This is a genomic window from Pseudazoarcus sp. NS20 (assembly GCF_059703745.1).
Window position 1 is genome coordinate 1,196,936 of the sequence record NZ_BAAKIY010000001.1, and the last position, 23,183, is coordinate 1,220,118.

The following is a 23,183-nucleotide window of genomic DNA, read 5'->3' on the forward strand; positions in this document are numbered from 1 at the left end:
GGGCGCGGGGGCTCATCAGTAGCGGTAGTGCTCGGGCTTGTACGGGCCTTCCTTCGGCACGCCGATGTAGGCCGCTTGCTCGCTGGTGAGCTCGGTCAGTTGGGCGTTGAGCTTCTTCAGTTGCAGGCGCGCGACTTTCTCGTCGAGGTGCTTGGGCAGCGTGTACACGCCCACCGGATAACGCTCGGGGTGCAGGAACAGCTCGATCTGCGCAATCGTCTGGTTGGCGAAGGAAGAGCTCATCACGTAGCTCGGGTGGCCGGTGGCGCAGCCCAGGTTCACCAGGCGGCCCTTGGCCAGCAGGATGATGCGCTTGCCATCCGGGAAGATCACGTGATCCACCTGCGGCTTGATCTCTTCCCACTCGTACTGCTCCAGCGCGGCGACTTCGATCTCGTTGTCGAAGTGGCCGATGTTGCACACGATGGCCTGATCCTTCATGCGCTTCATGTGGTCATGCGTGATGACGTGGAAGTTGCCGGTGGTGGTCACGAAGATGTCGCCGTGTTCCGCGGCGTACTCCATGGTCACTACGCGGTAGCCTTCCATGGCGGCCTGCAGTGCGCAGATCGGGTCGATCTCGGTCACCCATACCTGTGCCGACAGGGCGCGCAGCGCTTGCGCCGAGCCCTTGCCGACGTCGCCGTAACCGCACACCACCGCGACCTTGCCGGCGATCATCACGTCGGTGGCGCGCTTGATGCCGTCGACCAGCGATTCACGGCAGCCGTAGAGGTTGTCGAACTTGCTCTTGGTCACCGAATCATTGACGTTGATGGCCGGGAAGCGCAGCTCGCCGCGCTGATGCATCTGGTACAGGCGATGCACGCCGGTGGTGGTTTCTTCCGTCACGCCCTGGATCTTGTCGAGGCGTGTGGAGTACCACTTCGGATCGGCCGACAGGCGGCCCTTGATCGAGGCGAACAGCTCGCGCTCTTCTTCCGAGCCGGGTTTGGAAAGCACCGAGGCGTCCTTCTCGGCGCGCGCGCCCAGGTGCAGCAGCAGCGTAGCGTCGCCGCCGTCGTCGAGGATCATGTTCGAGTAGCCACCGTCGGACCACTCGAAGATGCGGTGGGTGTAATCCCAGTAATCGGCCAGCGACTCACCCTTGACGGCGAACACCGGCACGCCGGTGGCGGCGATGGCCGCTGCGGCGTGATCCTGCGTCGAGAAGATGTTGCACGAGGCCCAGCGCACTTCGGCGCCCAGCGCGGTCAGGGTTTCGATCAGCACCGCCGTCTGTATGGTCATGTGCAGCGAGCCGGTGATGCGCGCGCCCTTGAGGGGTTGCGATGCCGCGAACTCTTCGCGGATGGCCATCAGGCCCGGCATTTCGGTTTCCGCGATGCGGATTTCCTTGCGTCCCCAGTCAGCCAGCGACAGGTCGGCGACGACGCAATCTTTCAGATCGGCCACAACAGTCATTTGAAGCTCCATGCTTGGAGCCAGGCGGGGAGGGGTGATGCGATGCGTGCTCACCCGTGCAGCCCCAACCCGGCGGGTTGGACAGGTGAGCGCGGTTGTGGCGATGCCGTATCAAGCGGCTTCCGAGCCTGGGGCCGGGCGGAAACCCGACGCCTTGCAGCGCTCCTCGGAACGTCGCGAAGTATACCGCAGAGCGGGGCGGTGGTCAGCCGCCGGCTGAGTCGCGCCCGGTGCGCCCCTGATGGCGCATCAAACTGACGATCAGCGCGATCACGGTGATCGGCATGACGTAGCCCAGCATCGCCGTCGAGAAGGCCGGCACGATGGGGTGGCTCTGCGCCGACAGCACCAGCCAGGCGGTGTAGGCCGCGTAGTAGCCGATGAACACGCCGCCTTCCCAGCGCGAGATTTCGCTGTTGGTGAGCATGATGGGCACGCACGCCAGAGCCACGGCCAGCATCACCCACAAGTCGAAGCTGCGTGCCGCTTCCGACACTGGAATGCCGCCGGCGTTGACCAGCCCCGTGGCGCCGATCACCGCGAAGATGTTGAATATGTTCGAGCCCACCACGTTGCCCACGGCAATATCGCGCTCGCCGCGCAGGGCAGCGACGATGGAGGTGGCCACTTCAGGCATCGACGTACCAACCGCCACCACCGTCAGGCCGATCACCAGATCACTGACGCCGAAGGCTTGGGCAAAAACAATGGCCGAATCGACCAGCCAGTTCGAGCCCACGACCAGACCCACCAGCCCGACCACGATCAGCCCGAGCTGCACGCTCCAGTGGCGATCCCAATTCGAGTCAGCCGGCATCTCGGCGGCGAATTCGTCGGCCAGTTCGCGCGATGCCTGACGCGACTGACGGATCAGGAACACCGTGTAGCCGACGACCAGCGCGAACAGCGCTCCGGCTTCAATCCGCGTGATGGTGCCGTCGAGCGCCATCACCACCATCAGCACCGAGGCGCCGATCATGATGGGGATTTCCTGCCGGATGATCTGCTGATTCACCAGCAAAGGCGTGATCAGCGCCGAGATGCCCAGAATCAGCAGAATGTTGGCGATGTTGCTGCCCACCACGTTGCCGATGGCCAGATCCGGGGTGCCGCCAAGCGAGGCGCCCACCGACACCGCCAGTTCAGGGGTACTGGTGCCGAATGCCACCACGGTCAGGCCCACCACCAGCGGCGATACGCCGAACGACAGCGCCAGTTTGGAGGCGCCGCGAACCATCAGTTCGGCACCGACCACCAGTGTGGCCAGGCCAAGAAGGAAAAACAGAGCGTGCGTGAGCATGATGGAACCGGAGGTGTGGATGGTGTGCGGGCCGCACGAGGCAATCGCCCGTACGGCCCGTTTCGGTGTTGCCGATTATAGCCAGCGAGGCGCTTTTTACAGACCCGCATCCGCACGCAGCGCGGCGGCTTTGGTGGTGGCCTCCCAGGTGAACTCCGGCTCGTCGCGTCCGAAGTGGCCGTAGGCAGCCGTCTTCGAGTAGATCGGGCGCAGCAGGTCGAGGTCCTGAATGATCGCCTTGGGTCGCAGATCGAAGTGGCGACTCACCAGCTCGGCAATTTTCTCGTCGCTGATGCGGCCGGTGCCGAAAGTGTTCACCAGCAGGCTCACCGGTTTGGCCACGCCGATGGCGTAGGCCACCTGGATCTCCGCGCGCGAAGCCAGGCCGGCAGCAACGATGTTCTTCGCCACCCAACGGCCGGCATACGCAGCCGAACGGTCGACCTTGGACGGATCCTTGCCCGAGAACGCGCCGCCGCCGTGGTGTGCCGCACCGCCGTAGGTGTCGACGATGATCTTGCGGCCGGTCAGGCCGGCGTCGCCGTGCGGGCCGCCGATGACGAAGCGGCCGGTGGGGTTGATCAGGTAGCGCACCTTGTCGTGCAGCAGCTCTTTGGGCAGCACCGGCTTGATGATTTCCTCGATGACCGCCTCGGTGATCTGTGCGTGCGTCACGTCTTCGGTGTGCTGCGTCGACAGCACCACCGTGTCGATGCCCACCGGCTTGCCGTTCACGTATTTCACCGTCAGCTGGCTCTTGGCGTCCGGGCGCAGCCACGGCAGGCGGCCGTCCTTGCGCAGCTCGGACTGGCGCTGGACGATGCGGTGTGCGTAGTAGATCGGCAGCGGCATCAGCGCTGGCGTTTCGTCGCAGGCGTAGCCGAACATCAAGCCCTGGTCACCCGCACCCTGGTCAAGGTCGAGGCCCTGGCCTTCATTCACGCCCTGCGCGATGTCGGCGGACTGCGTGTTGATGGCCGTGAGGATGGCGCACGATTTGTAGTCGAAGCCGGCTGCGGAGTCGTCGTAGCCGATGCGGCGGATCACGTCTTGCGCCACTTCACGGTAATTCACGTGGGCCGACGTGGTGATTTCGCCCGAGATGACCACCAGCCCGGTCGATACCAGGGTTTCGCACGCCACACGGCCGCGCGGGTCGCTTGCAAGAATGGCGTCGAGCACGCCATCGGAAATCTGGTCCGCTACTTTGTCGGGGTGGCCTTCGGATACCGATTCCGAGGTGAAAAGAAACTCAGTGCTCATTCAAAGACTCCCAAAAACAAAAATCCCCGGTTGCTCCGGCGAGGCCGGCTCCGGGGATTCGAGCGGCGACGCTTTAGCAGAATTTGGTGCCGCGCGCGTTGCGCTGCGGCGTTCGCCCTGCAAGTTGTCGTGTTAACTCGGCGATGCGCAATAATATCGCGGTTTCGGTTGCGGTCAAATCGGGATATCTTCGAGCCTGAAGTTGCCGCCAAACTATTCGAGCCCATGCCTCTCTCCCTGCCTGTTCCTGATTTCCCCTGCCGAATTGCAACCCCCGTGCCCGAGGCCGGCGCATGAAGGGAAAGCTGCTGATTGCCTTGCTGTGGCTGCTGCACTGGTTGCCGTTGCCGATTCTGGCCTTCGTCGGCAGGGCGTTCGGCTCTGTGCTGTATCACACCGTGCGTGGGCGGCGGCGCGTGGTGCAGGTAAACTTGGCGATGTGCTTTCCCGAGCTCAATGCGGCCGAGCGGCGGCGTTTGGCCAAAGACCATTTCAAGGCACTCGGGCGCAGCCTGCTGGAGCGCGGCCTGCTGTGGTGGGCCAAGCGAGAGCGCCTCGAGCGCATCGTGCGGGTGGAAAACGCAGAGGTGATCTCGCGCCTGCTGGCCGAGGGGCGGCCGGTGCTGCTGCTGGTGCCGCACTTCGTCGGGCTGGACGCCGGCGGCGCGGCGGTGGCCATGCAGTTCGATTCGGTGTCGATTTACGCCCGGCAGAGCGACCCCACGGTGGACCACTGGCTGCACCACGGGCGCAGCCGCTTCGGTGATCAGATACTGCTGGCGCGTGATGCCGGCCCGCGCGCAACCGTGCGTGCCATGAAGAGCGGCCGCCCGTTCTATTACCTGCCGGACATGAACTTCCGCACCAAGGATTTCGTGTTCGTGCCGTTCTTCGGCGTGCCCACGGCCACCATCACCGGCCTGTCACGCCTGTCCAAGCTGGCGGGCGCCGCTGTGGTGCCGTGCCCCACGCGCATGCTGCCCGGCGGCAAAGGGTATGTGGTCGAGATCGGCGAGGCGTGGGACAACTTCCCCACCGATGACCCGCTCGCCGACACCGCCCGCATGAACGCGTGGATCGAATCCACCGTACGCACCATGCCCGAGCAGTATTACTGGGTGCACCGCCGCTTCAAGACACGCCCGCCGGGTGAGAAAAAGCCGTACTGAAGAGGTCTCTCAGGTCACGTCAGAGCGTGCTTTTCGGCTGCCCGTAGTCCGCGAAGCGCTCAATCACATCGGCCATCTCCGCATCGCCCAGCAACACCGGAGCGCCCAATTGCAGCACGCGCCAGTACTGTTCGCACAGCGTTTCAAGCTCTATCGCGATGTCCAGCGCATGCGTCGGGTCGCGCCCGAAGGCCAGCATGCCGTGGTTGGCCAGCAGGCATGCGGTGCGCCCCTGCAGCGCCGTCTGCACGGCGTCGGAGAGTGCTTGCGTGCCGAAGGTGGCGTAAGCGGCGCAGCGCACGCTGCTGCCGCCAAAACGCGCAATCATGTAATGGAAGGGCGGGATTTCCAGCCGCTGACAGGCCAGTGCCGTGGCAAACGGCGAGTGCGCGTGCAGTACCGCACCGGCCTCGGGGCGGTGGGCATAGACGTCCAGATGCATGGGCCACTCCGACGACGGCGCCCGCGCGCCGTGCGCTGCGCCCTGCTCATCGACGAAAACCATGTCTTCGGGCGTGCATTGCTCGGCCTTGAGCCCGGTCGGGGTGATCAGCATGCCGCCCGGGCAACGCACGCTGGCGTTGCCCGAGGTGCCGACGTTCAGCCCGGCCGCGGTCATGCCGCGCGCGGCCTCAAGCAGGTGGGCGCGCAGTGCATCCGGCGGCGCGGTGTTCTCAAGCATGAGCGCCTCCGGGGCGGTTGGCGGCAAGTTCGCTCGGGCGCCATACGCCGGTTTCGGTGATGAGCGCGTCGATCAGGCGAGCCGGGGTCACGTCGAAAGCCAGATTGGCGGCGGCAACCTCAAGCGGGGCCAGGCGCACCTGCACAGCCTTTCCCTCTGCATCCACGCCCGAAATGCAGCGCACCTCCTCCACGCTGCGCTCTTCGATGGGAATCGCGGCCCCGTCCCCAGCGGCGAATTCCACGGTGGAGTACGGCGCAGCGATCCAGAACGGCACCCGGTTGTCGCGCGCGGCCAAGGCCTTGAGATAGGTGCCCACTTTGTTGGCCGCGTCGCCGTTGGCCGCCACGCGGTCGGCGCCGGTGATCACCACGTCCACCTCGCCGCGCGCCAGCAAGATACCCGCCGCGTTGTCGACCACCAGCGTGTGCGGCACGCCGGCCTGGCGAAGCTCCCACTCTGTGAGCAGGCCTTGGTTGCGTGGCCGGGTCTCGCTGACCCATACATGCATGTCCACGCCTTGGGCATGGGCTTCGAAAACCGGTGCCAGTGCCGTGCCCGCGCCACAGGTGGCCAGCCAGCCGGCGTTGCAGTGGGTCATCACGCGCACCGGGCCGCTGCGCTGCGCCGCAATGCGCGCGAGCAGCGCAGCGCCGTGTCGGCCAATCGCCGCGCAGGTGTCATGGTCGTGCTGCTGAATGGCCTCGGCCGCTTGCCATGCCGCCGCCAGCCGCTGTGCCGGGGCTATTGGCTGCAGATGCGCGCGCATGCGCTCGATGGCCCAGTGCAGGTTCACTGCCGTGGGCCGGGCGGCGCCCAGAACCCCGCAGGCGTATTCGAGGTGCGCATCGTCGGTGCGCTGGCGCAGGGCAAGGGCGATGCCGTAGGCCGCCGTAACACCGATCAGCGGTGCACCGCGCACCTGCATGTGGGCGATGGCGTGCGCGGCTTCTTCGAGTGTCTCGATGCGCACGCGCGAAACGGCGTGAGGCAAGCGCGTCTGATCGAGGGCGATCACGGCGTCGCCGTCGCGCTCCAGGGTGGGTATGGGCTGGCTGAATGGCATGGGCGAGATTCTAACGCCGCGCCACGCGCGCATCGCATGCGGGCCGGGTGTCGTCAGCGCCGCGCAAAACACGCTGCAGGCTGCGTGCTAAACTCGATTCCGCCTTCATTTCGGGTAATTCAGTCGTGCGCCTGTTGCTGATTCTGATTCTTGTGCTGGTGATTGGCTGGTGGGCCAGTCGTGCTCTCGAGCGCCGCTCCCGGCGGCCGAAGCCGGCCCGCAAAAAGGCCGCCCCCGAACGCATGCTGGCCTGCGATCACTGTGGCGTGCATATCCCCGAGGGAGAGGGTGTGCGCAGCGAGGCAGGCTTTTTCTGCTGCGACGAGCACCGGCGGCTCGGCAACAGCCGGCAATGACCGCTCCCGCGTCTGCGGCCAATAACGACGCGCTGCGCGCCGCGCCGCGCCGCATCTTCAACGTCTTCCGTCTGATTGTTGCCGGCTTGCTGGTGGTGGCCGGCAATCAGCTTGGCCTGGGCGGCGAACACCCCGACATCTTCGTGCTGACGGCCTCGGCGTATGCCGTCTTCGCCTTTTTGTCCGGCTTTCCGCTGGCTGCCCGCTTGCTGGGCGTCGGCGCCTTGCTGCGACTCCAGTTCGTGGTGGATATCGCCGCACTCACTGTCGTGCTCGGTGTCAGCGGTGGTCAGGTCAGCGGCGTGGCGGTGCTGATGATGGTGTATCTGGCGGCCGTCGGCGTGCTGGTCGAAGGGCGTTTGCCCATGTTCTATGCCGCGCTCGCCACCCTAGCGGTATTGGGTGAAAACGGCTGGCGCTATCTGACCACTGCCAACGCCTTCGACTGGGTGCGCATCGGCGTGGTGTGCATGGCCTTCTTTGCCATCGCCGTCACCGCACGCTGGCTTGCGCTGCGCGCACGTACGCAGGAAACCTTGGCCGAAGAACGCGGTGAGGCACTCGACCGTCAGCAAGCCATCAACGAGCGCATCATCGAAGACATGCCCGACGGCGTGCTGGTGTTCGATGGCGATGGGCGCGTGCGGCAGCTCAACCCCACCGCCGCCGCGCTGCTTGGTGACGACGCGCGGCCCGGAGGCTACATGCCCGAGTTGGCGATGCTGGTTTCGGCCTGCCGCATGGGAGGTGGGGCCGACAGCTTTCAAGTGCGTCTGGAGCGCTCCGGCAAGTACGTGCGCTGTCGTGCCGTGCGCGCCAACCTTGCCGAGGGGGCGGCCGGTGACGTGGTGGTGTACCTCACCGACCTCGACGAGGTGCAAAAGCAGATCCAGCAGCAAAAGCTCGCCGCGCTGGGCCGGCTCACCGCCAGCATGGCGCACGAGATCCGCAACCCGCTCACCGCGGTGACGCAGGCCGCCGACCTCATTGGCGAAGAAAAGCGCGCCGAAGTGCAGGCGCGCCTGGTGCGCATCATCCGCGACAACTCCCGCCGTATCGATCGCATGGTGCGCGACGTGCTGGCGCTGGGGCGGCGTGATGAGGTCGTGCGCGAGGCGCTGGTATTGGCGCCGGCGCTCGCCGGCATCGTCGAAGAGCTGGCGCTGGCGGGCGGGGCCGAGCACGCGATCTACGCACTGGAGGTGCCGGCCGGCGTCACGCTGTACATCGACCGCGCGCATTTCCATCAGATCGTCGTCAACCTGCTGACCAACGCCCGGCGTTACTGCTCGGCCGCGCCGGGGGCCATTCGGGTGCAGGCCGTGGCCCAGCCGTCGGGGCAGGTGGCGTTGCATGTGCGCGACGATGGGCCTGGCGTCGAGCCCTCGCGTCACAGCGGCGTCTTCGAGCCGTTTTACACTACCGACCCGAAAGGCACCGGCTTGGGGCTGTACATCGCCCGTGAGCTGGCCGAAGCCAACGGCGCGAGTCTGGAAATCGCCCCTGACGGCCCCGGTGCCCATTTTGTGCTGAGTGGAAGGAGTCACCCATGAGCACCGCTGCGTGCCGTGCCGATGTTCTCGTCGTCGATGACGAGGACGACATTCGCGAGCTGATCGAGCTGTCGTTGCTGCGCATGGGCCTGAGTTGCGACACCGCCGCCAATGTCGGCGAAGCCATGCAGCGCCTCGAGGCTGGCCGCTACCGCCTGTGCCTAACCGACATGCGTTTGCCCGACGGTGACGGGCTCGACGTCGTCGCGCGCATCCAGCAGCATCACGCCGGCCTGCCGGTGGCCGTCATCTCGGCATTCGGCAGCGTCGATACTGCCATCCGCGCGCTCAAGCTCGGCGCCTTCGATTTCGTCACCAAGCCGGTCGAGCTGCAAGACCTGCGTGCGCTGGTGCAGCACGCCTTGCGCCTCGACGAAGCGCCGGCCCCCCTCGACAACGAGCGCCGCCTGATCGGCCGTTCGCCCGCCATCGAGCATCTGCGTGGCCAGGTGGAGCGTCTTGCGCGCAGTCAGGCGCCGGTGTTCATCCGCGGCGAATCCGGCACCGGCAAGGAGGTCATCGCGCGCATGATCCACGGCCAGGGGCCGCGTGCCAAAGGGCCGTTTGTGCCCGTCAACTGCGGCGCGATTCCTCCTGAACTGATGGAGAGCGAATTTTTCGGGCATGTGCGTGGCAGCTTCAGCGGCGCCACGTCCGACAAGCCGGGCCTGTTCCGCGCTGCGCAGGGCGGCACGCTGTTTCTAGATGAAGTGGCCGAGCTGCCGCTGGCCATGCAGGTCAAGCTGCTGCGTGCCATTCAAGAGCGCGCCGTGCGCCCGGTGGGCGCGCATGCCGAAGAGGCGGTGGATGTACGCATCCTCTCCGCCTCGCACCGCGACCTTGCCGCGCTGGTGGCCGAAGGCCGCTTCCGGCAAGACCTTTTTTACCGCATCGATGTCATCGCGCTGCACGTGCCGCCGCTGCGCGAACGCCCGGAAGACATCGAAGCACTCACATCCCACATCCTGCAGCGCCTTGCCGCGCGTGATGGCGGCCCGGTACGTGCTCTGGCCCCCGAGGCGCTGACCTTCCTCAAAAGTTACGCCTTCCCCGGTAACGTGCGCGAACTCGAAAACCTGCTCGAACGCGCCTGCGCCCTGTGTGACGGCGAGCACATCCTGCCCGAGGACCTCACTCCGGACGCTCCGCCCAGCTTTCTTCCGACAGCAGATCCCTCCGCCCCGTGCGACGACCCGCTCGAGCGCGAGCGCATCCTCCGCACCCTCGACGAAACACGGTGGAACCGCAGCGAGGCTGCACGCCGCCTGGGCATGACCTTGCGCCAACTGCGCTACCGCCTGCAGAAGTGGGGGCTGGAGTAAGGCCGGATATTCAAGGGGCAAAGTGCGTGGAGCAACGCGGAATGTCACCGCTGCAGGCCCCAGCCGCCGCAGGCCGTAATTCGCCTTCGGCCCCACACGACATGCGGTCGGGCTAGGCCTGCAGCGGTGACGGTGAAGTAGGTCGTGTTGAGCGCAGCGAAATGCGACGCCAGCGTCATCGCAGGCACGCTCCTCACGTCTCGCGGCAAGCCCGTTCGTGCACTGCCGTGGCGGGGTCGTTGCGCAGTGAGCGACCCGCACGAGGGAGGCGCCTGAAACGCCATGTCGTCTCCGGCGAGTCTCCGCAGCCGGCAAGCGCTGCCAGATTGCCGCGTCGCTACGCTCCTCGCAATGACAGTAATGACGGCACGTCCTCACGTCCCTCCGCGGCTCCCTTGCCTGTCATTGCAAGCGAAGCGCGGCAATCTGCGGCCTTTACAATCTGAGCTGGCTGTGAAGTGCCCCAGCGGCCGCGGCCCTCGCAACGGCAGGCGAGGGGTAAGACCTGTGACGGTGCTGTTTCCGGTCAGGCGATTCAGGTCTGGCGTTTGAGCGCCAGCCTACAGCCGCAAATCCGATTCGCCTCGCGCGAGGATGTACTTCAGGTCATACAGCACGTGCTCCGGCTTGCCCAGCGCACGAATCTGCTTCGCCCCCAGCGCGCGAAAGGCGTCGTGCGCCACGGCCAGCACAATCCCGTCGTAGCTGCCCGCGGCAGGCTCGGTCACCAGTTCCAATCCATACTCGCGTCGCGCATCGTCCGGTGCAGCGAGTGGGTCGTGCACATCGGCACAAATGCCGTAGTCCGCCAGCTCACGCACGATGTCCACCACTCGCGTGTTACGCAGGTCGGGGCAGTTCTCTTTGAAGGTGAGGCCCATCACCAGCACGCGAGCCCCATCCACCTCGATGCGGCGGCGGATCATCGCCTTGACCAGTTGCGAAGCCACATAGGCCCCCATGCCGTCGTTCAGGCGCCGCCCGGCCAGGATGATCTCCGGGTGATAGCCAATCGCTTGCGCCTTATGGGTGAGGTAGTACGGGTCGACGCCAATGCAGTGACCACCCACCAACCCAGGCCGGAAAGGCAGAAAATTCCACTTGGTGCCCGCCGCTTCAAGCACCGCCTGGGTGTCGATGCCCATGCGGTTGAAGATGATGGCCAGCTCGTTGATCAGCGCAATGTTCAAGTCGCGCTGTGTATTCTCGATGACCTTTGCCGCCTCAGCCACGCGAATGCTCTCGGCCTTGTAGGTGCCCGCGGTGATGATGCGCGCGTACAGCGCGTCCACCCGCTCCGCAGCAGCGTCCGACGAGCCGGACGTCACTTTGCGAATGCCCGATATGCGGTGCGCCCGATCACCGGGGTTCACCCGCTCGGGGCTGTAACCCACATCGAAGTCGGCATTCATGTGCAAGCCCGAGCGCGCCTCCAGAATGGGCACGCAGGCCTCCTCGGTGGCGCCGGGATACACCGTCGATTCAAATACCACCAAATCGCCACGCTTCAATACACCGCCCACCGTCTCGCATGCCGCAAGCAGCGGGCCCAGGTCCGGCCGCTTGTGCGCGTCGATGGGGGTGGGGACGGTAACGATGAAGGTGGTGCACGCAGCCAGGGCCGCCGCGTCGTGCGAGAACTGCAGGCGGTCAGCGGCGTGCAAATCTACATCCGAAACTTCGCACGTGTCGTCCCGGCCGCCTTGCAGCCGCTCAATGCGCTGCCGTGAAATGTCGAAGCCAACCACATTGGCGTGGCGCGCAAACTCCACGGCCAGCGGCAGCCCGACGTAGCCGAGGCCAATGACGGCAATGCAAGGGGGAGTTGGTGTGGGCATGCAGAGTAACGTCAGAGGCGGTGGGTTGGGCGAGCACGCAGTATAGAGGCACTTTCAACGTACATGACGCTGGCAATGTGGTGCGCATAGGTGCTGTGAAATGTACTGATGTGACAATTTACGGCTGTAAAATTGTCAGTAGTTGACATGCCGCTGTAAGCGGCCTGTTGCATGCGGAAGACATTTCCCGGAAATATTTGGCAATGACTTGTGTTTGCGTGACTTGCGACGGATGATGCTCTCGCACTGCAGGCGGGCTTTCAATGGCATAAGTATTGCTTGAGAACGTTCAGCCGGGTCATCCGCGACTGATTCACAAGGAGTGTTCTCATGAAGAAGGCTGTTCAAAAAGGTTTTACCCTGATCGAACTGATGATCGTCGTTGCGATCATCGGCATCCTCGCTGCCGTTGCGCTGCCGGCATATCAGGACTACACAATCCGTGCCCAGGTTTCGGAAGGTATGTCCCTGGCCTCTGGTGCGCGCACTGCGATGGCCGAGTACTACAATGATCGTGGCCAATTCGCGAGCGACAATGCTTCTTATGGCCTCGAGGCTCCGGCAGCAATCACCGGCTCCTATGTGTCTGGCGTCGATGCTGGAACTGAGCCCGGTGTCATCAGCGTTGCTTTCAATACTACCCGTGCAAACGCCAATATTCGCTCTGCCACGCTGGAGTTTTCGGCTATCACCTCGGCTGGTTCGATGGCTTGGACCTGCAAGGCCGGCGACCCGTCGACGATGCCGAATAAGTATTTGCCGAGCAGCTGCCGTACGAACTGATTCAAGTTGTTGGCTTGTTGCAAAACACCCCGCATTGCGGGGTGTTTTTTATTGAGATGCAGCATGCGAGAGGGGCTCGCCTCTGGTGGCTGATGGTGCCTGTGCTACGTTGCTGTAAGCTTCTTTGCCCTCTTTATTCGTCTACGGAGAGCGGGAGCCGCCGCACATCATCTGCAGTTTGATTGCGTTTGTCGGTTATCTTGCGCGCTGACATGGCTGCTCCTCGTTTCCTGTATCTTCTCGGCCTGCTGGCCGTCTTGACGATCCTGTTGTACTGGCGAGGGTTGTCAGGCGGCTATGTGTTCGATGATTTCCCCAACATCGTTCACAACGATGGGCTGCAAATCCAGCATTTTGCTTTTGGTGAATTGCTCCAGGCTGCCTTTGCTAGCGGCTCCGGCCCGCTCTCTCGTCCGTTGAGCATGCTCAGCTTTGCCGTTGAGCGGTATCTTTTTGGCCTTGACCCCTTTTTCATGAAATTGACGAATGTGTTGATTCACATCGTCAACGTAGCGTTGCTGTTCGCCTTGCTGCGGGTGGTGCTGATGCTTTTCCAGCAGCGGCGCCCGACAGTTGCGCAGTGGATTGTGCCGCCGCAAACGCTGGCGCTGCTGGTGGTTGCGGCTTGGGCTTTTGCGCCCGTCAACCTCACCTCCGTGTTGTACGTGGTGCAGCGCATGGAGAGCTTTGCCACTTTATTCATGCTGGCGGGCTTGTTGGGGTATGTGCATGGCCGGCGGCACATTGAGGCTGGGCGTGAGGCTCGCGGGTGGGGCTGGCTGCTCGGTGGCCTGCTTGGTGGGCTGTTGTGCGGTGGGCTGGCCAAAGAGACGGCGGTCATGCTGCCCGTGCACGCCTTGCTCATCGAGTGGCTGGTGTTTGGTTTCGGGGCGCAGCGTGCGACGCGCCATCAATTACTCGGTTTATACGCGCTGATACTGGCTCTGCCCGCTGTAGTGGGGGCAGTGCTTTATATGCCCGGAATTTTGTCAGGCGCGGCATATGCCAGCCGGCCGTTCGGGCTTGAAGAGCGGTTGTGGACGCAGGCGCACGCGCTGTGGCACTACCTAGGGTGGATTGTGCTGCCAATGCCTGGCGGGCTGTCGTTCTATCACGATGCGTTTCCCGTAGCCAAAGGTTTGCTCTCACCATGGACTACCTTGCCGGCCGTGCTCGGGCTGGTTGGGCTGGTGACCGGTGCCGTATGGCTGCGCCATCGTGCGCCGGTGGTGAGTTTTGGCGTGCTGTGGTTCTTCATCATGCATTTGCTGGTTTCGTCGGTTTTCCCGCTCGAGCTGGTATTCGAACATCGCAACTATCTTCCCTCTGCTGGCATTCTTCTAGCCGTATTCGCGCTTGTGCTCAGAGGCCGACCCGATGGCGAACTGGCCGGCGTGCGCGTGCTTGGCGTGGTGGTGCTGATCGCCTTTTATGCCTTTGTTTGTTTTCTGCGTGTGGGAGAGTGGTCTGATCCACTGCGACAAGCGTATTTCGAGGCGACGCGTCAGAGCGAATCCCCGAGGGCCCAGCACTCGTTGGGGCTGATGCTTGCAGTCATCTCTCCTGGCCCCGATTCGCCGCAGTTTCAGGAGGCCATGCAGCGCTTTGAGTACGCCGCAAACCTTCCATGCAGCACCCTGACGCCTTGGCAGGCACTGTTGTTCGAACACGGCCGCCATGGCCTGCCCGTGCCCGCGGAGGGGTGGGCTCGCATGCGGGAGCATGTTCGCACCCAGCCACTGGTCGCCCAAGATCTAAGTGCTTTGCGGCGCTTGCTTGAGGCTCACCTCACAGGCGTGATTCGCCTTGATCCGGCAGAGTTGGGCGCTCTGTTGAGAGAGGCGCAAGAGCACCATCCCAGGCGGTCACAACTCATGGCGCTCTATGGGCGCTATCTGTTCAATGTTGCAGGCGACGCAGAGCAGGCCGGGGTGTGGCTGCAGCGCTCTGTGACCTTGTCTCCTGGGGCGGCTATTCGTTGGAACGAGCTGATTCACTATCAGCTTGCAGTCGGGCAGTACGCTGAGGCGGAGCAAAGCCTTGAGCGTCTGCGTGAGCTCAACAGCTTCGGCCGGTGGAGTGGCGCCATTGCCGAGATTGAGCAGCGCTTGGCGCGTACCGCTACGCAGCAACAGCGGAGGGGGCTGTGACTATACGCGCTTGCCTGAGCGGGCAGCCGCGGGGCACGGCTGGCGCTTCGCTGTGCCTCTTGCTGGTAGTGGCATATGTGGCGTACTGGCCTGGCCTTTCCGGCGCATTCCTGTTTGATGATTTCAGCAATCTGGAAGTGCTCGGCTATTACGGCCGCATCGATAACCTGGAAGCACTCTGGCTGTATCTGTTGTCGGGCTTCTCCGGCCCCACGGGGCGGCCCCTTGCGACGCTGTCTTTTCTGATAGACGCTCGAGATTGGCCGGCAGACCCGTGGTCGTTCAAGCACACCAATGTGATCGTGCATCTCCTGGTGGGGCTGGCACTGTATCTACTGACTCGGCAAATTGCACGCGCGCTCGATTTCGAGTCGTCCCGGGCGGTACGCTTTGTGTTGCTTGCTACGGCGTTGTGGCTGTTGCACCCGTTCTGGGTGTCTACCACGCTATATGCCGTGCAGCGGATGGCGCAGCTCTCTACGCTGTTCGTGTTGCTCGGGTTGTGGTTGTATTTGCGGAGCCGCCTAAATCATCCCCGCGCCTTGAGTGTCTCGGCAGTGTTGCAGAGCGCGGTGGGCATCGGCCTGTGTGGTTTGCTGGCAGTATTGTCCAAAGAGAACGGCGCTTTGTTGCCTTTGCTCGCCCTCGCGCTTGAGGCCACTGTGCTGGCCGCACGCCAAGCGCATAGCGGCATCGCCCCGGCTCGGGCGTGGTGGTGGTGGCGCGTGCTATTGCTCGGTGTGCCTACGGTGCTGCTGTTGCTATACATGGCGCAGACCCTGCCGGCCCTGTTTGCCGGTAACCCTGGTGCACGTAGTTTCACACCCGGCGAGCGTCTGCTTGGTCAGAGCCTGATTCTTTGGGATTACCTGGGGCATTTGCTGTTGCCACGCCCGGCGCCGGGCAACCTCTTCAACGACCACCTGCATACGCCGTCGTCCTCCGGCGAGATCATTCTCGCAGGTCTTGCATGGGCTGTGCTTGTGGGCGGGGGAGTGTTGGCTTGGGTGTTTCGGGCTCGTGCGCCACTTGCCGCTCTGGCGTGGCTGTTTTTTCTTGCAGGGCATGTGCTCGAGTCGACGTTCATGAACCTTGAGCTGTATTTCGAGCATCGCAATTACTTGCCTGCAGCACTGCTCTTCCTTCCCGTTGCCGATCTGCAGACCCGGCCAGGTCGCGCCATGACGCCGCGGGCTGGTGTTGCCATAGGCTTGCTGATCGCTTTGGCGGCCCTGACCTGCATGCGCGCAGACCTGTGGGGCAAGCCTTTTCAGCAGGCGTTGGCGTGGGCGCGAAGCGTGCCTGACTCGCCCCGGGCCCAACATTATCTGGCTTCACGTTGGGGCGAGACCGGCAACCTTGCAGAGGCCGACCGCCTCAATCAGCGGGCCATTGCCTTGGCTCCGAATGAGCTGCCATGGCTGATGACGCAAGTTTCGCTGGATTGTCGGCAAGTGCGCGACCCCGCAGCCTCGATTGCCCGCGTAGAGCAGCGCGTGGTCTCGCTGCCGGCTGTGAATGCCGTCAGCCGGGAGCACATCACGCGTTTTCTTGATCTGATGCTTCAGCTTCCGTGTGACGGGCACACCGGGCCCAAGCCCACGCTGGCGTTGATCGAGCGAATCGAGCGCAGTGCGACCGCCCCCGGTGCGCTGCATGTTCTGCTTAACCAGCGCGCAGGCATCGCGCACCTCATGCAGGGTCAGGTAGGGCCGGCTTCTCAACGTTTTGCGCAGGGCTTGCGCGGCAATACGGATGAAGGTGTGCGCTTGCGCAATGCGGCGCTGCTGGCAAGTCATGGGGGTTACGAAGAGGCGCTGGCACTGCTCGACGATCATGTCGATATGCAGCCGCGGGGCGGTGGATGGTCAGTGACCAGCGCCCGGCGTCACTATGTCAAACAGGCAGAGTACTATCAGCGCGAGCGCGAGCACCTGCGTGCCCGGATTATTGAAAGCATGAGCAGCCCGGCTGCGGACGGAGAGCATGAGCGTACATCCCCAAGTCAATGAGTCGATCAGCGTGGTGCTGCCCGCCAAGAATGAAGCGGCCAGCATCGGTGCTGTGGTCGCAGGTATTCGTGAACAGTTGCCGGATGCGGAGATCATCGTAGTGGATGACGGCTCGACCGACTCCACTGCCGCAGTGGCCCGAGGTGGCGGTGCGAGCGTGGTTTCTCACCCCTATTCAATGGGCAACGGCGCGGCCATCAAGACGGGTGCCCGGCAGGCTTCGGGCAGTGTGCTGGTGTTCATGGATGCAGACGGCCAGCACGACCCGGCCGATATCTCGCGAATGCTGGCGCGTTTGGCTGGCGGCTTCGACATGGTGGTCGGGGCGCGGCAGAGGGGCTCGCAGGCCAGCTTGAGTCGAGGGCTGGGGAATGGTTTCTACAATCATCTGGCGAGTTACATGACCAACCAGCGAGTCGAAGACCTGACCTCGGGTTTCCGTGCGGTGCGAGCGGACAAGTTTCGAGAGTTTCTTTATCTGCTTCCAAACGGTTTCTCATACCCGACCACCTGCACCATGGCGTTCTTTCGTGCTGGGTACGCGGTGGCCTATGAGCCCATCCACGCCGCTCGTCGTATCGGGCAGAGCCATTTGCGTATCGTGAAAGATGGAATCCGCTTTCTGCTGATCATCTTTAAGGTGGGTACTTTGTATTCTCCGCTCAAGCTGTTTGCTCCCGCCGCAATGGGCTTCTTTGCTTTGGGGTTACTTTGGTACGCCGTCACGCTCGTGGCTCAAGGCCGTTTTACCAACATGAGCGCGTTGATGTTCACGACCAGCGTGATTGTCTTCATGATCGGTTTGGTGTCAGAGCAGATTACGGCGTTGATGTACAAAGATTCCGGTGACAAGCGCGGCTAATGATCCACATTGTCATTGGGACGAAAGCTCAACTCATAAAGATGGCTCCGGTCATGGCGGCACTTGAGCAGAACAGCGTGCCATATCGTTTCATTTGGACCGGCCAGCACCGTGACACTACGCAGGACATTCTCGATAACTTCGTTTTGCGGAGGCCGGATCATGTCTTATACGACGGCCCCGACATCACATCGATTGCCGCAATGGCGCGATGGAGCATACGCATACTTTGGCAATGCCTGAAAGATCAAAGCACGGTATTTGATCGTAACGGGCCGGGCTTGGTGCTTGTTCACGGAGATACGTTCTCGACCTTCCTCGGTGCTTTGATGGCGCGTTTAGCCGGCCTTCAGGTGGGGCATGTGGAATCTGGCTTGCGCTCGTTCAGACTATTTCATCCGTTCCCGGAAGAACTGACTCGCTTGCTCACATTCCAGCTGACGAATGTGTATTTCTGCCCGGACAAGATCGCTCTGCAAAACGTATCCCGATATCGTGGCGACAAGGTGGAGACGGGGGGGAATACCCTCTTGGACGCCTTGCGGTGTGCCCTCGCTGTGTCACCGCCGCTTGATCTCGATGTCCCGCAGTCAGCCTATGCAATCGTGACCTTGCATCGATTCGAGAACTTCAGCACCCATAAAGCGACGCTGCGCATTGTTGAAATAGTCGAGCGGATCGCAGGGGCGATGCCCTTGTTGTTCATTCTTCACAAGCCGACCGAGAAGGCCCTGCGGCGCTTCGGACTCTTCTCACGTCTCGCAGACAATCAGCGTATTCAGTTGCGCCAGCGCTACGACTATTTCCGGTTCGTCCGGTTGCTTCAGCCAGCGGAGTTCGTTGTCAGTGACGGCGGAAGCAACCAGGAAGAGTGTAGTTATTTGGGGAAGCCAATTTTGCTGCTGCGTAAAGCCACTGAGCGAGCGGAAGGGGTGGGGCGCAATTGTGTGTTGAGTGAATATCGTGGTGATCTGATTGATGGATTTGTCCGTGGTTATGCCGGCCTGCGCGCGGACTCAGAGTTGGCTGGCCGTCACCCATCGCAGGTGATTGCGAACTACTGCAAAACTCACTCCGCCAACGTAGTGCAATGAAAGTTAACCGCAGCAACCCCGTTCATTGGCTTTACCTTGCCGCGTTTTCACTGAATGTGCTCTGCGCGCTACTGCTGCGACGTCTGCCTACAAAGCGCAGCCACGACATCGTGCTTTACGGCCACAAGTTCAGTGGCAACCTGAAAGCGCTTTACTCTCAGCTAAATAGCTCGCAGGGCTTGAACGGGCGTGTCACGTATCTGTCGCTAGACCCCGCACATGTGGCGCAGTTGAGAAGGCGGGGCGTCAATGTGGTGAGCGCGGTGGGGCCGGCTGCGTCGCTGTTACTTGCTCGTTCGGCCGCGATAATCACCGACCACGGTCTGCACGTGATGGAGCCTTTGCTGCGTTTCACGGATATCCGGTTTTTTGATGTCTGGCACGGCATCCCTTTCAAGGGCTTTGATGCGGAGGATTTCAGAGTCCAGCGGCAGTACGAAGAGGTCTGGGTGGCTTCGCCTCTGCTGGCGGACTTGTATGCAAGCAAGTTCGGCTTCGAACCCGCCCGCGTAGCCGTCACTGGGTACGCACGCACGGACCGCTTGGCTTGCCCTGCCGAGAGTGTCATCGATATCCGCCGGAAGATCGGCGCCCCCTCAACTGGCCCACTCGTCTTGTTTGCCCCCACATGGGTGCAAGACGATCAAGGGCGTAGCCTGTATCCGTTCGGATGTTCAGAAGCAGGGTTTTTGCAGGCCATCTCAGAGGTTGCAGCACGCCATGGTGGCACTGTGCTCATGCGTGCGCACCTCAACAGTGGCGTTGTGGGGGATGGTTGGCCGAATGTCTTGTCCGTGCCCCAGTCGCTTTTCCCGGATACCGAAGCTGTGCTGTTGGCGGCCGATGTGCTGGTGTGCGACTGGTCGTCAATTGCGTTCGATTATCTTGTGCTCGAGCGGCCCACCATATTCCTCGATGTGCCTGCTCCTTTCGTCAAGGGGTTCTCTCTCGGGCCCGAGTACAGGTTCGGGCCCGTCGTGCCGTCACTGGCTGAGCTTGTTGTTCACCTCGACCGTGTGCTGGGCTCGCCAGAGCACGTTCACGCCGAGCTTTTGCCTCAGTTGAAAGCCGCAAAAGAGGCCGTTTATGAAGGCTATGCCGACGGGCTTTCTGCGCAGCGGTGCGCTGAGCGGCTGATCAAGAAGCTGCCTACAGCCTGATCTTTTCAATCACCGCTGTTGTTGATACTGCGGGTGTACGTTCGAAGTACACCACTTGGCAGATATCCGAGAACTCATCGAAGCGCCCCTTCCAGTCGTCGCCCATGGCAAGAACGTCCGCTTTGTAGTGCTTCAGGTACTCGCGTTTCCGCTCAAGTGACTCTTCGTAAAACGCTTCGCTCACGCACCTTAGCGATTGCACGATGCACAACCGCTCCTCTTGCGGAAAGACGGGTGCCCGGCCCTTCTTGGAAAAATTCAGAGCATCGGTAGAGACTCCGACGATCAGGGTGCTTCCAAGCGAAGCGGCCCGTTCGAGCAAATTCAGATGCCCGACATGAAAAACGTCAAAGGTTAAAACGATCTTATGCATAGAGGGGAGGAGGGCCTCTGGTTAGAAGGTATCCAGATCAATCGTGCCATGCGCTGTGACACCGGCGGCGATGAGCGTGTCTTGCATCTGCTTTAAGCTGGTTACGAGACCTTTGGTGGTAAGAAGGTGATTCCGAATACGGTTGCTCGTTCCGAGATTCAACTGGGCGGAACTGCAAAATCCGTATAAGTCGATGCTCTTGTACTTGCTGCACAAGTCGACTACGACCTCTTCAGCAATCATGTCGGTATCGATCATCTTCACCCCGAATTCTTCCCGCACTCGTGCGCGTGGGTGCGGCAGAAAGAAGACCTCTCCTTGAAGTTGCTGAGCGAATCTATTGATGCTTGTCAGTACTTCTGAAGCAGGTCTCGATGGCACTGAGCTTTCAAATACGGTCCCAAGAATGAGGGAGCAAGAGCGGTCTGTGCTCGGATCTAACACCGGGCTGATGATCGATATGGGCGTGGTTCTCTGCGATATGTTGTTTTTGGCGTCAGGGTAGAGAGTGTAGTGAAGCCGGGATTCCTTGCGTATTCTTTTAAGGCTGTATCTATTTCCAAATAGCGCTAATCCAAGCGCTTTTTTTATGCTTAATCCGTAAGTTGACGCGTAGAGGCTGGTTGAAGAAATATTTGCGGTTCCGTCATCAAAAGTTGTTATTTTTACACCGCCTTTTTTGCTGAGGGCTATAAATACAAAATTGCTGATTGCGGAGGCAAAGTAGACTTCTTGATAGTCGACGCCTGAAAATATTTTCTTTGCTTGGATTGCAAGTTTTGGAAAGGTGTTGTCGCAGCAATGGTAGTGAGTTCCTTCGAAAAGGTGTGATATTTTTCTAAAAGCCCTTTCGTATTTAGGGTTGCTGTTGTACGTGTAGAAAAAAAGGTGGCAATCTTTTTTTTCTATGCCCTCTGTTTCTATGATTCGCTGTATCAATAAAGACTGGAGCGGGGTTCCGCAGATGAAGAGCTTTCGCGAACGGCTGGGTGCGGTTTGGTGTTCGTTAAGTTCACCTCTCTCTCTATCTTCTTTCATTTTTTTATAGAAAGGTTAACGGCTTTGAATGGAGGTGGTGGGGAGGGGCGGTGCGTAATCAGCACGATCGTCCTTACTTTATCAAGCAGCCTAAGCGCATCCAGGGTGATGGTCTCTGTTGCCGAATCGAGAGCGTTTGTTGCTTCATCCATGAATATAATGGATGGACCGTTGTATAGGGCTCGCGCTATGCCAACTCTCTGGCGCTGTCCGCCTGACAGACGTATGCCTCGATCCCCGATTTTGGTGTTGTATCTGGAATCCAGTTCGTTGTTTATAAACTCATGGATTTGCGCTGCTTTTGCGGCATGCTCAACAGCATCCATGTCGATATCTTTTTTTGGAATGCCGAAAGCAATGTTTTCCGCTATAGATGCGTCTGCAAGATAAACGGTTTGCGGAACATAGCCGATGCTCCGCTGCCACGAGTTTACGTTTTCTGACGTGATCTTGACCCCGTCAATGCTTAGCGTGCCGGTTTGAGGTGTCAGTAGCCCCAGAAGGATGTCCATCAGCGTGCTTTTCCCCGCCCCACTTTCGCCGTGGATCGACATGAAAGTGCCTGGGGGTATGACTAAATCGAAATTGTCGAAGACCGGCTTGTGGGGCGACGACGGATATGCATAACGGACCCCTGATAAGCGGATTTCTTTTTTGAACGGGATTGAGTTCGTGGCGGGGTTTGTGAGGTGTTGGGGGAGAGTCAAGTCACGATGTAATGAATTGAGCGCGGTCGTGGATGAGCGCATTTGGGCGAAACCGCGGTACATGATCTGAGCAGCCGGTAGCATCCGGTAGGCGGCAAAGCCGTAAAGCCCTAGCGCCGGCAATACCTGCGCAATGTCGTTGCCGCGTGTCAGCAGCGCGAGCGCAATCAGGATGAGGCCGGAATAACCAACAGCCTCGACCAGATACAGCGGGGATTGGCTTAGCGTTTCGCTGGTTGCGAGGTGTCTGGAGAAGTCGCGCGAAGGCTTCGCAAACCTCTCTAAGTAGGCGTCGTGAGAGTGTGTGACCTTCACCTCTTTGATTCCGCCCAGTGCCTCATTGCACGCCTGATAGCGCATGGCGTTGGCGGTTTGACGCTCATGCCCGATGCGCAGCAGATGTTTGCGCACTGCGCCATAGATGACGCCGTACATCAGTGCCAGAACCGCGACGATGCAAAGGGCTGTGATTGGGTCGTAGATGAAGATGAGTAGCGCCATGGCCACGACAATCATGCCGTAAGCGATCAAGCGCGAGAGCGGTTGCAGCAAGCCGAGCACAAGTTGATCTGTCTCCGACAATACGTTTTTTGCGAGTACGGAGGGATTGTGGTGCAGGAAGAATTCGTAGGGCTGATTCAGATAGCTCTTGAGCAGTCGGGTGCTGAGTGAGTGCCGCGTCAGGTTGGTGAAGCGGTTCAGCGTGTGCAGGGTGATGGTCTTGAAGGCTGAAGCGGTGATGACGGTGGTGATCGACGCTACGCCCAGGCCAACGATGAAGTCGCGAGTGCTGCTGAAGCCAAAGTATTCATATGCGGCTTGCAGCCATTGATTCTCGTGGATGAATTCCGGGCGGGCGAGGGCGGACAGGAAGGGCATGATCGAGAGTACGCCCAGGGTCTCCACGGCGGTCATCATGACCACGAGCAACAGCATCCATGGCAGCTTGCGGCGCTCTGCGGGGGATAATGCGCCCCACAGTTTTGTCAGCGATTCAGTCATCCGACATCCGGGTTCGTTGCGGGTGGCG

General features: G+C 61.5%; 19 protein-coding genes and 1 riboswitch. Of the genes, 10 read left to right on the top strand and 9 right to left on the bottom strand.

What is annotated here, in order from left to right:
• Positions 1-15: 15 nt before the first annotated feature.
• From ahcY to metK, 3 genes are all read right to left on the bottom strand, one after another.
• Entirely contained in the window at positions 16-1,425 is a 1,410-nt protein-coding gene (ahcY, locus tag AC6H0W_RS05425; RefSeq protein WP_497576114.1) for an adenosylhomocysteinase, read from the bottom strand.
• Positions 1,426-1,505: 80 nt separating this feature from the next.
• A riboswitch (S-adenosyl-L-homocysteine riboswitch) is annotated at positions 1,506-1,599 on the bottom strand.
• A 31-nt stretch (positions 1,600-1,630) separates the two neighbouring features.
• Positions 1,631-2,725 (bottom strand): calcium/sodium antiporter, encoded by a 1,095-nt coding sequence (locus AC6H0W_RS05430; RefSeq protein ID WP_497576115.1) that lies wholly within the window; start codon positions 2,723-2,725, stop codon positions 1,631-1,633.
• Between the two features lie 96 nt (positions 2,726-2,821).
• Positions 2,822-3,988 (bottom strand): methionine adenosyltransferase, encoded by a 1,167-nt coding sequence (metK, locus tag AC6H0W_RS05435; RefSeq protein WP_497576116.1) that lies wholly within the window; start codon positions 3,986-3,988, stop codon positions 2,822-2,824.
• Between the two features lie 293 nt (positions 3,989-4,281).
• Between metK and AC6H0W_RS05440 the strand changes: the two genes are divergently transcribed.
• Positions 4,282-5,157, top strand: a complete 876-nt coding sequence (locus tag AC6H0W_RS05440) for a lysophospholipid acyltransferase family protein (RefSeq protein ID WP_497576117.1) — start codon at positions 4,282-4,284, stop codon at positions 5,155-5,157.
• A gap of 19 nt (positions 5,158-5,176) precedes the next feature.
• Here AC6H0W_RS05440 and AC6H0W_RS05445 read toward each other — a convergent pair whose 3' ends face one another.
• Both AC6H0W_RS05445 and mtnA read right to left on the bottom strand, forming a co-directional pair.
• A complete protein-coding gene (locus tag AC6H0W_RS05445; protein ID WP_497576118.1) occupies positions 5,177-5,839 on the bottom strand; it encodes a class II aldolase/adducin family protein in 663 nt (220 codons plus the stop codon).
• A complete protein-coding gene (mtnA, locus tag AC6H0W_RS05450; RefSeq protein WP_497576119.1) occupies positions 5,832-6,905 on the bottom strand; it encodes an S-methyl-5-thioribose-1-phosphate isomerase in 1,074 nt (357 codons plus the stop codon). The genes AC6H0W_RS05445 and mtnA overlap by 8 nt, the downstream gene beginning before the upstream one ends.
• Before the next feature lie 125 nt (positions 6,906-7,030).
• On the opposite strand from mtnA, the gene AC6H0W_RS05455 reads away from it, so the two are divergent.
• From AC6H0W_RS05455 to AC6H0W_RS05465, 3 genes are read left to right on the top strand one after another with little or no spacing between them, the layout of a single operon-like run.
• Complete coding sequence (locus AC6H0W_RS05455; protein WP_497576120.1) at positions 7,031-7,261, top strand: PP0621 family protein; 231 nt, start codon at positions 7,031-7,033, stop codon at positions 7,259-7,261.
• The gene (locus AC6H0W_RS05460; protein WP_497576121.1) at positions 7,258-8,814 is read left to right on the top strand and encodes a sensor histidine kinase; all 1,557 of its coding nucleotides are present in this window, start codon (positions 7,258-7,260) and stop codon (positions 8,812-8,814) included. Before AC6H0W_RS05455 ends, AC6H0W_RS05460 begins: the two co-directional genes overlap by 4 nt.
• Positions 8,811-10,136, top strand: coding sequence for a sigma-54-dependent transcriptional regulator (locus AC6H0W_RS05465; protein ID WP_497576122.1), 1,326 nt, complete (start codon positions 8,811-8,813; stop codon positions 10,134-10,136). Before AC6H0W_RS05460 ends, AC6H0W_RS05465 begins: the two co-directional genes overlap by 4 nt.
• Before the next feature lie 560 nt (positions 10,137-10,696).
• Here the strand turns inward: AC6H0W_RS05465 and tviB are convergent.
• Positions 10,697-11,974, bottom strand: coding sequence for a Vi polysaccharide biosynthesis UDP-N-acetylglucosamine C-6 dehydrogenase TviB (gene tviB, locus AC6H0W_RS05470; protein ID WP_497576123.1), 1,278 nt, complete (start codon positions 11,972-11,974; stop codon positions 10,697-10,699).
• Between the two features lie 330 nt (positions 11,975-12,304).
• On the opposite strand from tviB, the gene AC6H0W_RS05475 reads away from it, so the two are divergent.
• The 6 genes from AC6H0W_RS05475 (at position 12,305) to AC6H0W_RS05500 (ending at position 20,035) form a co-directional block, all read left to right on the top strand.
• On the top strand, positions 12,305-12,757 hold the full coding sequence (locus AC6H0W_RS05475) for a pilin (RefSeq protein ID WP_497576124.1): 453 nt from the start codon (positions 12,305-12,307) through the stop codon (positions 12,755-12,757).
• A 212-nt stretch (positions 12,758-12,969) separates the two neighbouring features.
• Positions 12,970-14,907, top strand: a complete 1,938-nt coding sequence (locus AC6H0W_RS05480; protein ID WP_497576125.1) for a tetratricopeptide repeat protein — start codon at positions 12,970-12,972, stop codon at positions 14,905-14,907.
• Positions 14,904-16,919 carry a hypothetical protein gene (locus AC6H0W_RS05485; RefSeq protein ID WP_497576126.1) on the top strand — a complete coding sequence of 672 codons (2,016 nt, stop codon included), beginning with the start codon at positions 14,904-14,906 and terminating at the stop codon, positions 16,917-16,919. The genes AC6H0W_RS05480 and AC6H0W_RS05485 overlap by 4 nt, the downstream gene beginning before the upstream one ends.
• Positions 16,894-17,781, top strand: coding sequence for a glycosyltransferase family 2 protein (locus AC6H0W_RS05490; protein ID WP_497576127.1), 888 nt, complete (start codon positions 16,894-16,896; stop codon positions 17,779-17,781). The genes AC6H0W_RS05485 and AC6H0W_RS05490 overlap by 26 nt, the downstream gene beginning before the upstream one ends.
• Complete coding sequence (locus AC6H0W_RS05495) at positions 17,781-18,875, top strand: UDP-N-acetylglucosamine 2-epimerase (protein WP_497576128.1); 1,095 nt, start codon at positions 17,781-17,783, stop codon at positions 18,873-18,875. Before AC6H0W_RS05490 ends, AC6H0W_RS05495 begins: the two co-directional genes overlap by 1 nt.
• Positions 18,872-20,035 (top strand): CDP-glycerol glycerophosphotransferase family protein, encoded by a 1,164-nt coding sequence (locus AC6H0W_RS05500; protein ID WP_497576129.1) that lies wholly within the window; start codon positions 18,872-18,874, stop codon positions 20,033-20,035. Before AC6H0W_RS05495 ends, AC6H0W_RS05500 begins: the two co-directional genes overlap by 4 nt.
• Here the strand turns inward: AC6H0W_RS05500 and AC6H0W_RS05505 are convergent.
• From AC6H0W_RS05505 to AC6H0W_RS05515, 3 genes are read right to left on the bottom strand one after another with little or no spacing between them, the layout of a single operon-like run.
• Positions 20,025-20,408: an FAD synthase family protein gene (locus tag AC6H0W_RS05505; RefSeq protein WP_497576130.1), complete on the bottom strand. Its 384-nt coding sequence runs from the start codon at positions 20,406-20,408 to the stop codon at positions 20,025-20,027. The genes AC6H0W_RS05500 and AC6H0W_RS05505 overlap by 11 nt on opposite strands.
• Positions 20,409-20,429: 21 nt before the next feature.
• Positions 20,430-21,446, bottom strand: a complete 1,017-nt coding sequence (locus AC6H0W_RS05510) for a glycosyltransferase family 52 (protein ID WP_497576131.1) — start codon at positions 21,444-21,446, stop codon at positions 20,430-20,432.
• Positions 21,443-23,155, bottom strand: coding sequence for an ABC transporter ATP-binding protein (locus AC6H0W_RS05515; protein ID WP_497576132.1), 1,713 nt, complete (start codon positions 23,153-23,155; stop codon positions 21,443-21,445). The genes AC6H0W_RS05510 and AC6H0W_RS05515 overlap by 4 nt, the downstream gene beginning before the upstream one ends.
• Between the last annotated feature and the right edge of the window lie 28 nt (positions 23,156-23,183).

Excerpts from the sequence above, each read along its gene's own strand:
- ahcY (WP_497576114.1), bottom strand. The coding sequence starts at position 1,425 with ATGACTGTTGTGGCCGATCTGAAAGATTGCGTCGTCGCCGACCTGTCG.
- AC6H0W_RS05430 (WP_497576115.1), bottom strand. The coding sequence starts at position 2,725 with ATGCTCACGCACGCTCTGTTTTTCCTTCTTGGCCTGGCCACACTGGTG.
- metK (WP_497576116.1), bottom strand. The coding sequence starts at position 3,988 with ATGAGCACTGAGTTTCTTTTCACCTCGGAATCGGTATCCGAAGGCCAC.
- AC6H0W_RS05440 (WP_497576117.1), top strand. The coding sequence starts at position 4,282 with ATGAAGGGAAAGCTGCTGATTGCCTTGCTGTGGCTGCTGCACTGGTTG.
- AC6H0W_RS05445 (WP_497576118.1), bottom strand. The coding sequence starts at position 5,839 with ATGCTTGAGAACACCGCGCCGCCGGATGCACTGCGCGCCCACCTGCTT.
- mtnA (WP_497576119.1), bottom strand. The coding sequence starts at position 6,905 with ATGCCATTCAGCCAGCCCATACCCACCCTGGAGCGCGACGGCGACGCC.
- AC6H0W_RS05460 (WP_497576121.1), top strand. The coding sequence starts at position 7,258 with ATGACCGCTCCCGCGTCTGCGGCCAATAACGACGCGCTGCGCGCCGCG.
- AC6H0W_RS05465 (WP_497576122.1), top strand. The coding sequence starts at position 8,811 with ATGAGCACCGCTGCGTGCCGTGCCGATGTTCTCGTCGTCGATGACGAG.
- tviB (WP_497576123.1), bottom strand. The coding sequence starts at position 11,974 with ATGCCCACACCAACTCCCCCTTGCATTGCCGTCATTGGCCTCGGCTAC.
- AC6H0W_RS05475 (WP_497576124.1), top strand. The coding sequence starts at position 12,305 with ATGAAGAAGGCTGTTCAAAAAGGTTTTACCCTGATCGAACTGATGATC.
- AC6H0W_RS05480 (WP_497576125.1), top strand. The coding sequence starts at position 12,970 with ATGGCTGCTCCTCGTTTCCTGTATCTTCTCGGCCTGCTGGCCGTCTTG.
- AC6H0W_RS05490 (WP_497576127.1), top strand. The coding sequence starts at position 16,894 with ATGAGCGTACATCCCCAAGTCAATGAGTCGATCAGCGTGGTGCTGCCC.
- AC6H0W_RS05495 (WP_497576128.1), top strand. The coding sequence starts at position 17,781 with ATGATCCACATTGTCATTGGGACGAAAGCTCAACTCATAAAGATGGCT.
- AC6H0W_RS05500 (WP_497576129.1), top strand. The coding sequence starts at position 18,872 with ATGAAAGTTAACCGCAGCAACCCCGTTCATTGGCTTTACCTTGCCGCG.
- AC6H0W_RS05505 (WP_497576130.1), bottom strand. The coding sequence starts at position 20,408 with ATGCATAAGATCGTTTTAACCTTTGACGTTTTTCATGTCGGGCATCTG.
- AC6H0W_RS05510 (WP_497576131.1), bottom strand. The coding sequence starts at position 21,446 with ATGAAAGAAGATAGAGAGAGAGGTGAACTTAACGAACACCAAACCGCA.
- AC6H0W_RS05515 (WP_497576132.1), bottom strand. The coding sequence starts at position 23,155 with ATGACTGAATCGCTGACAAAACTGTGGGGCGCATTATCCCCCGCAGAG.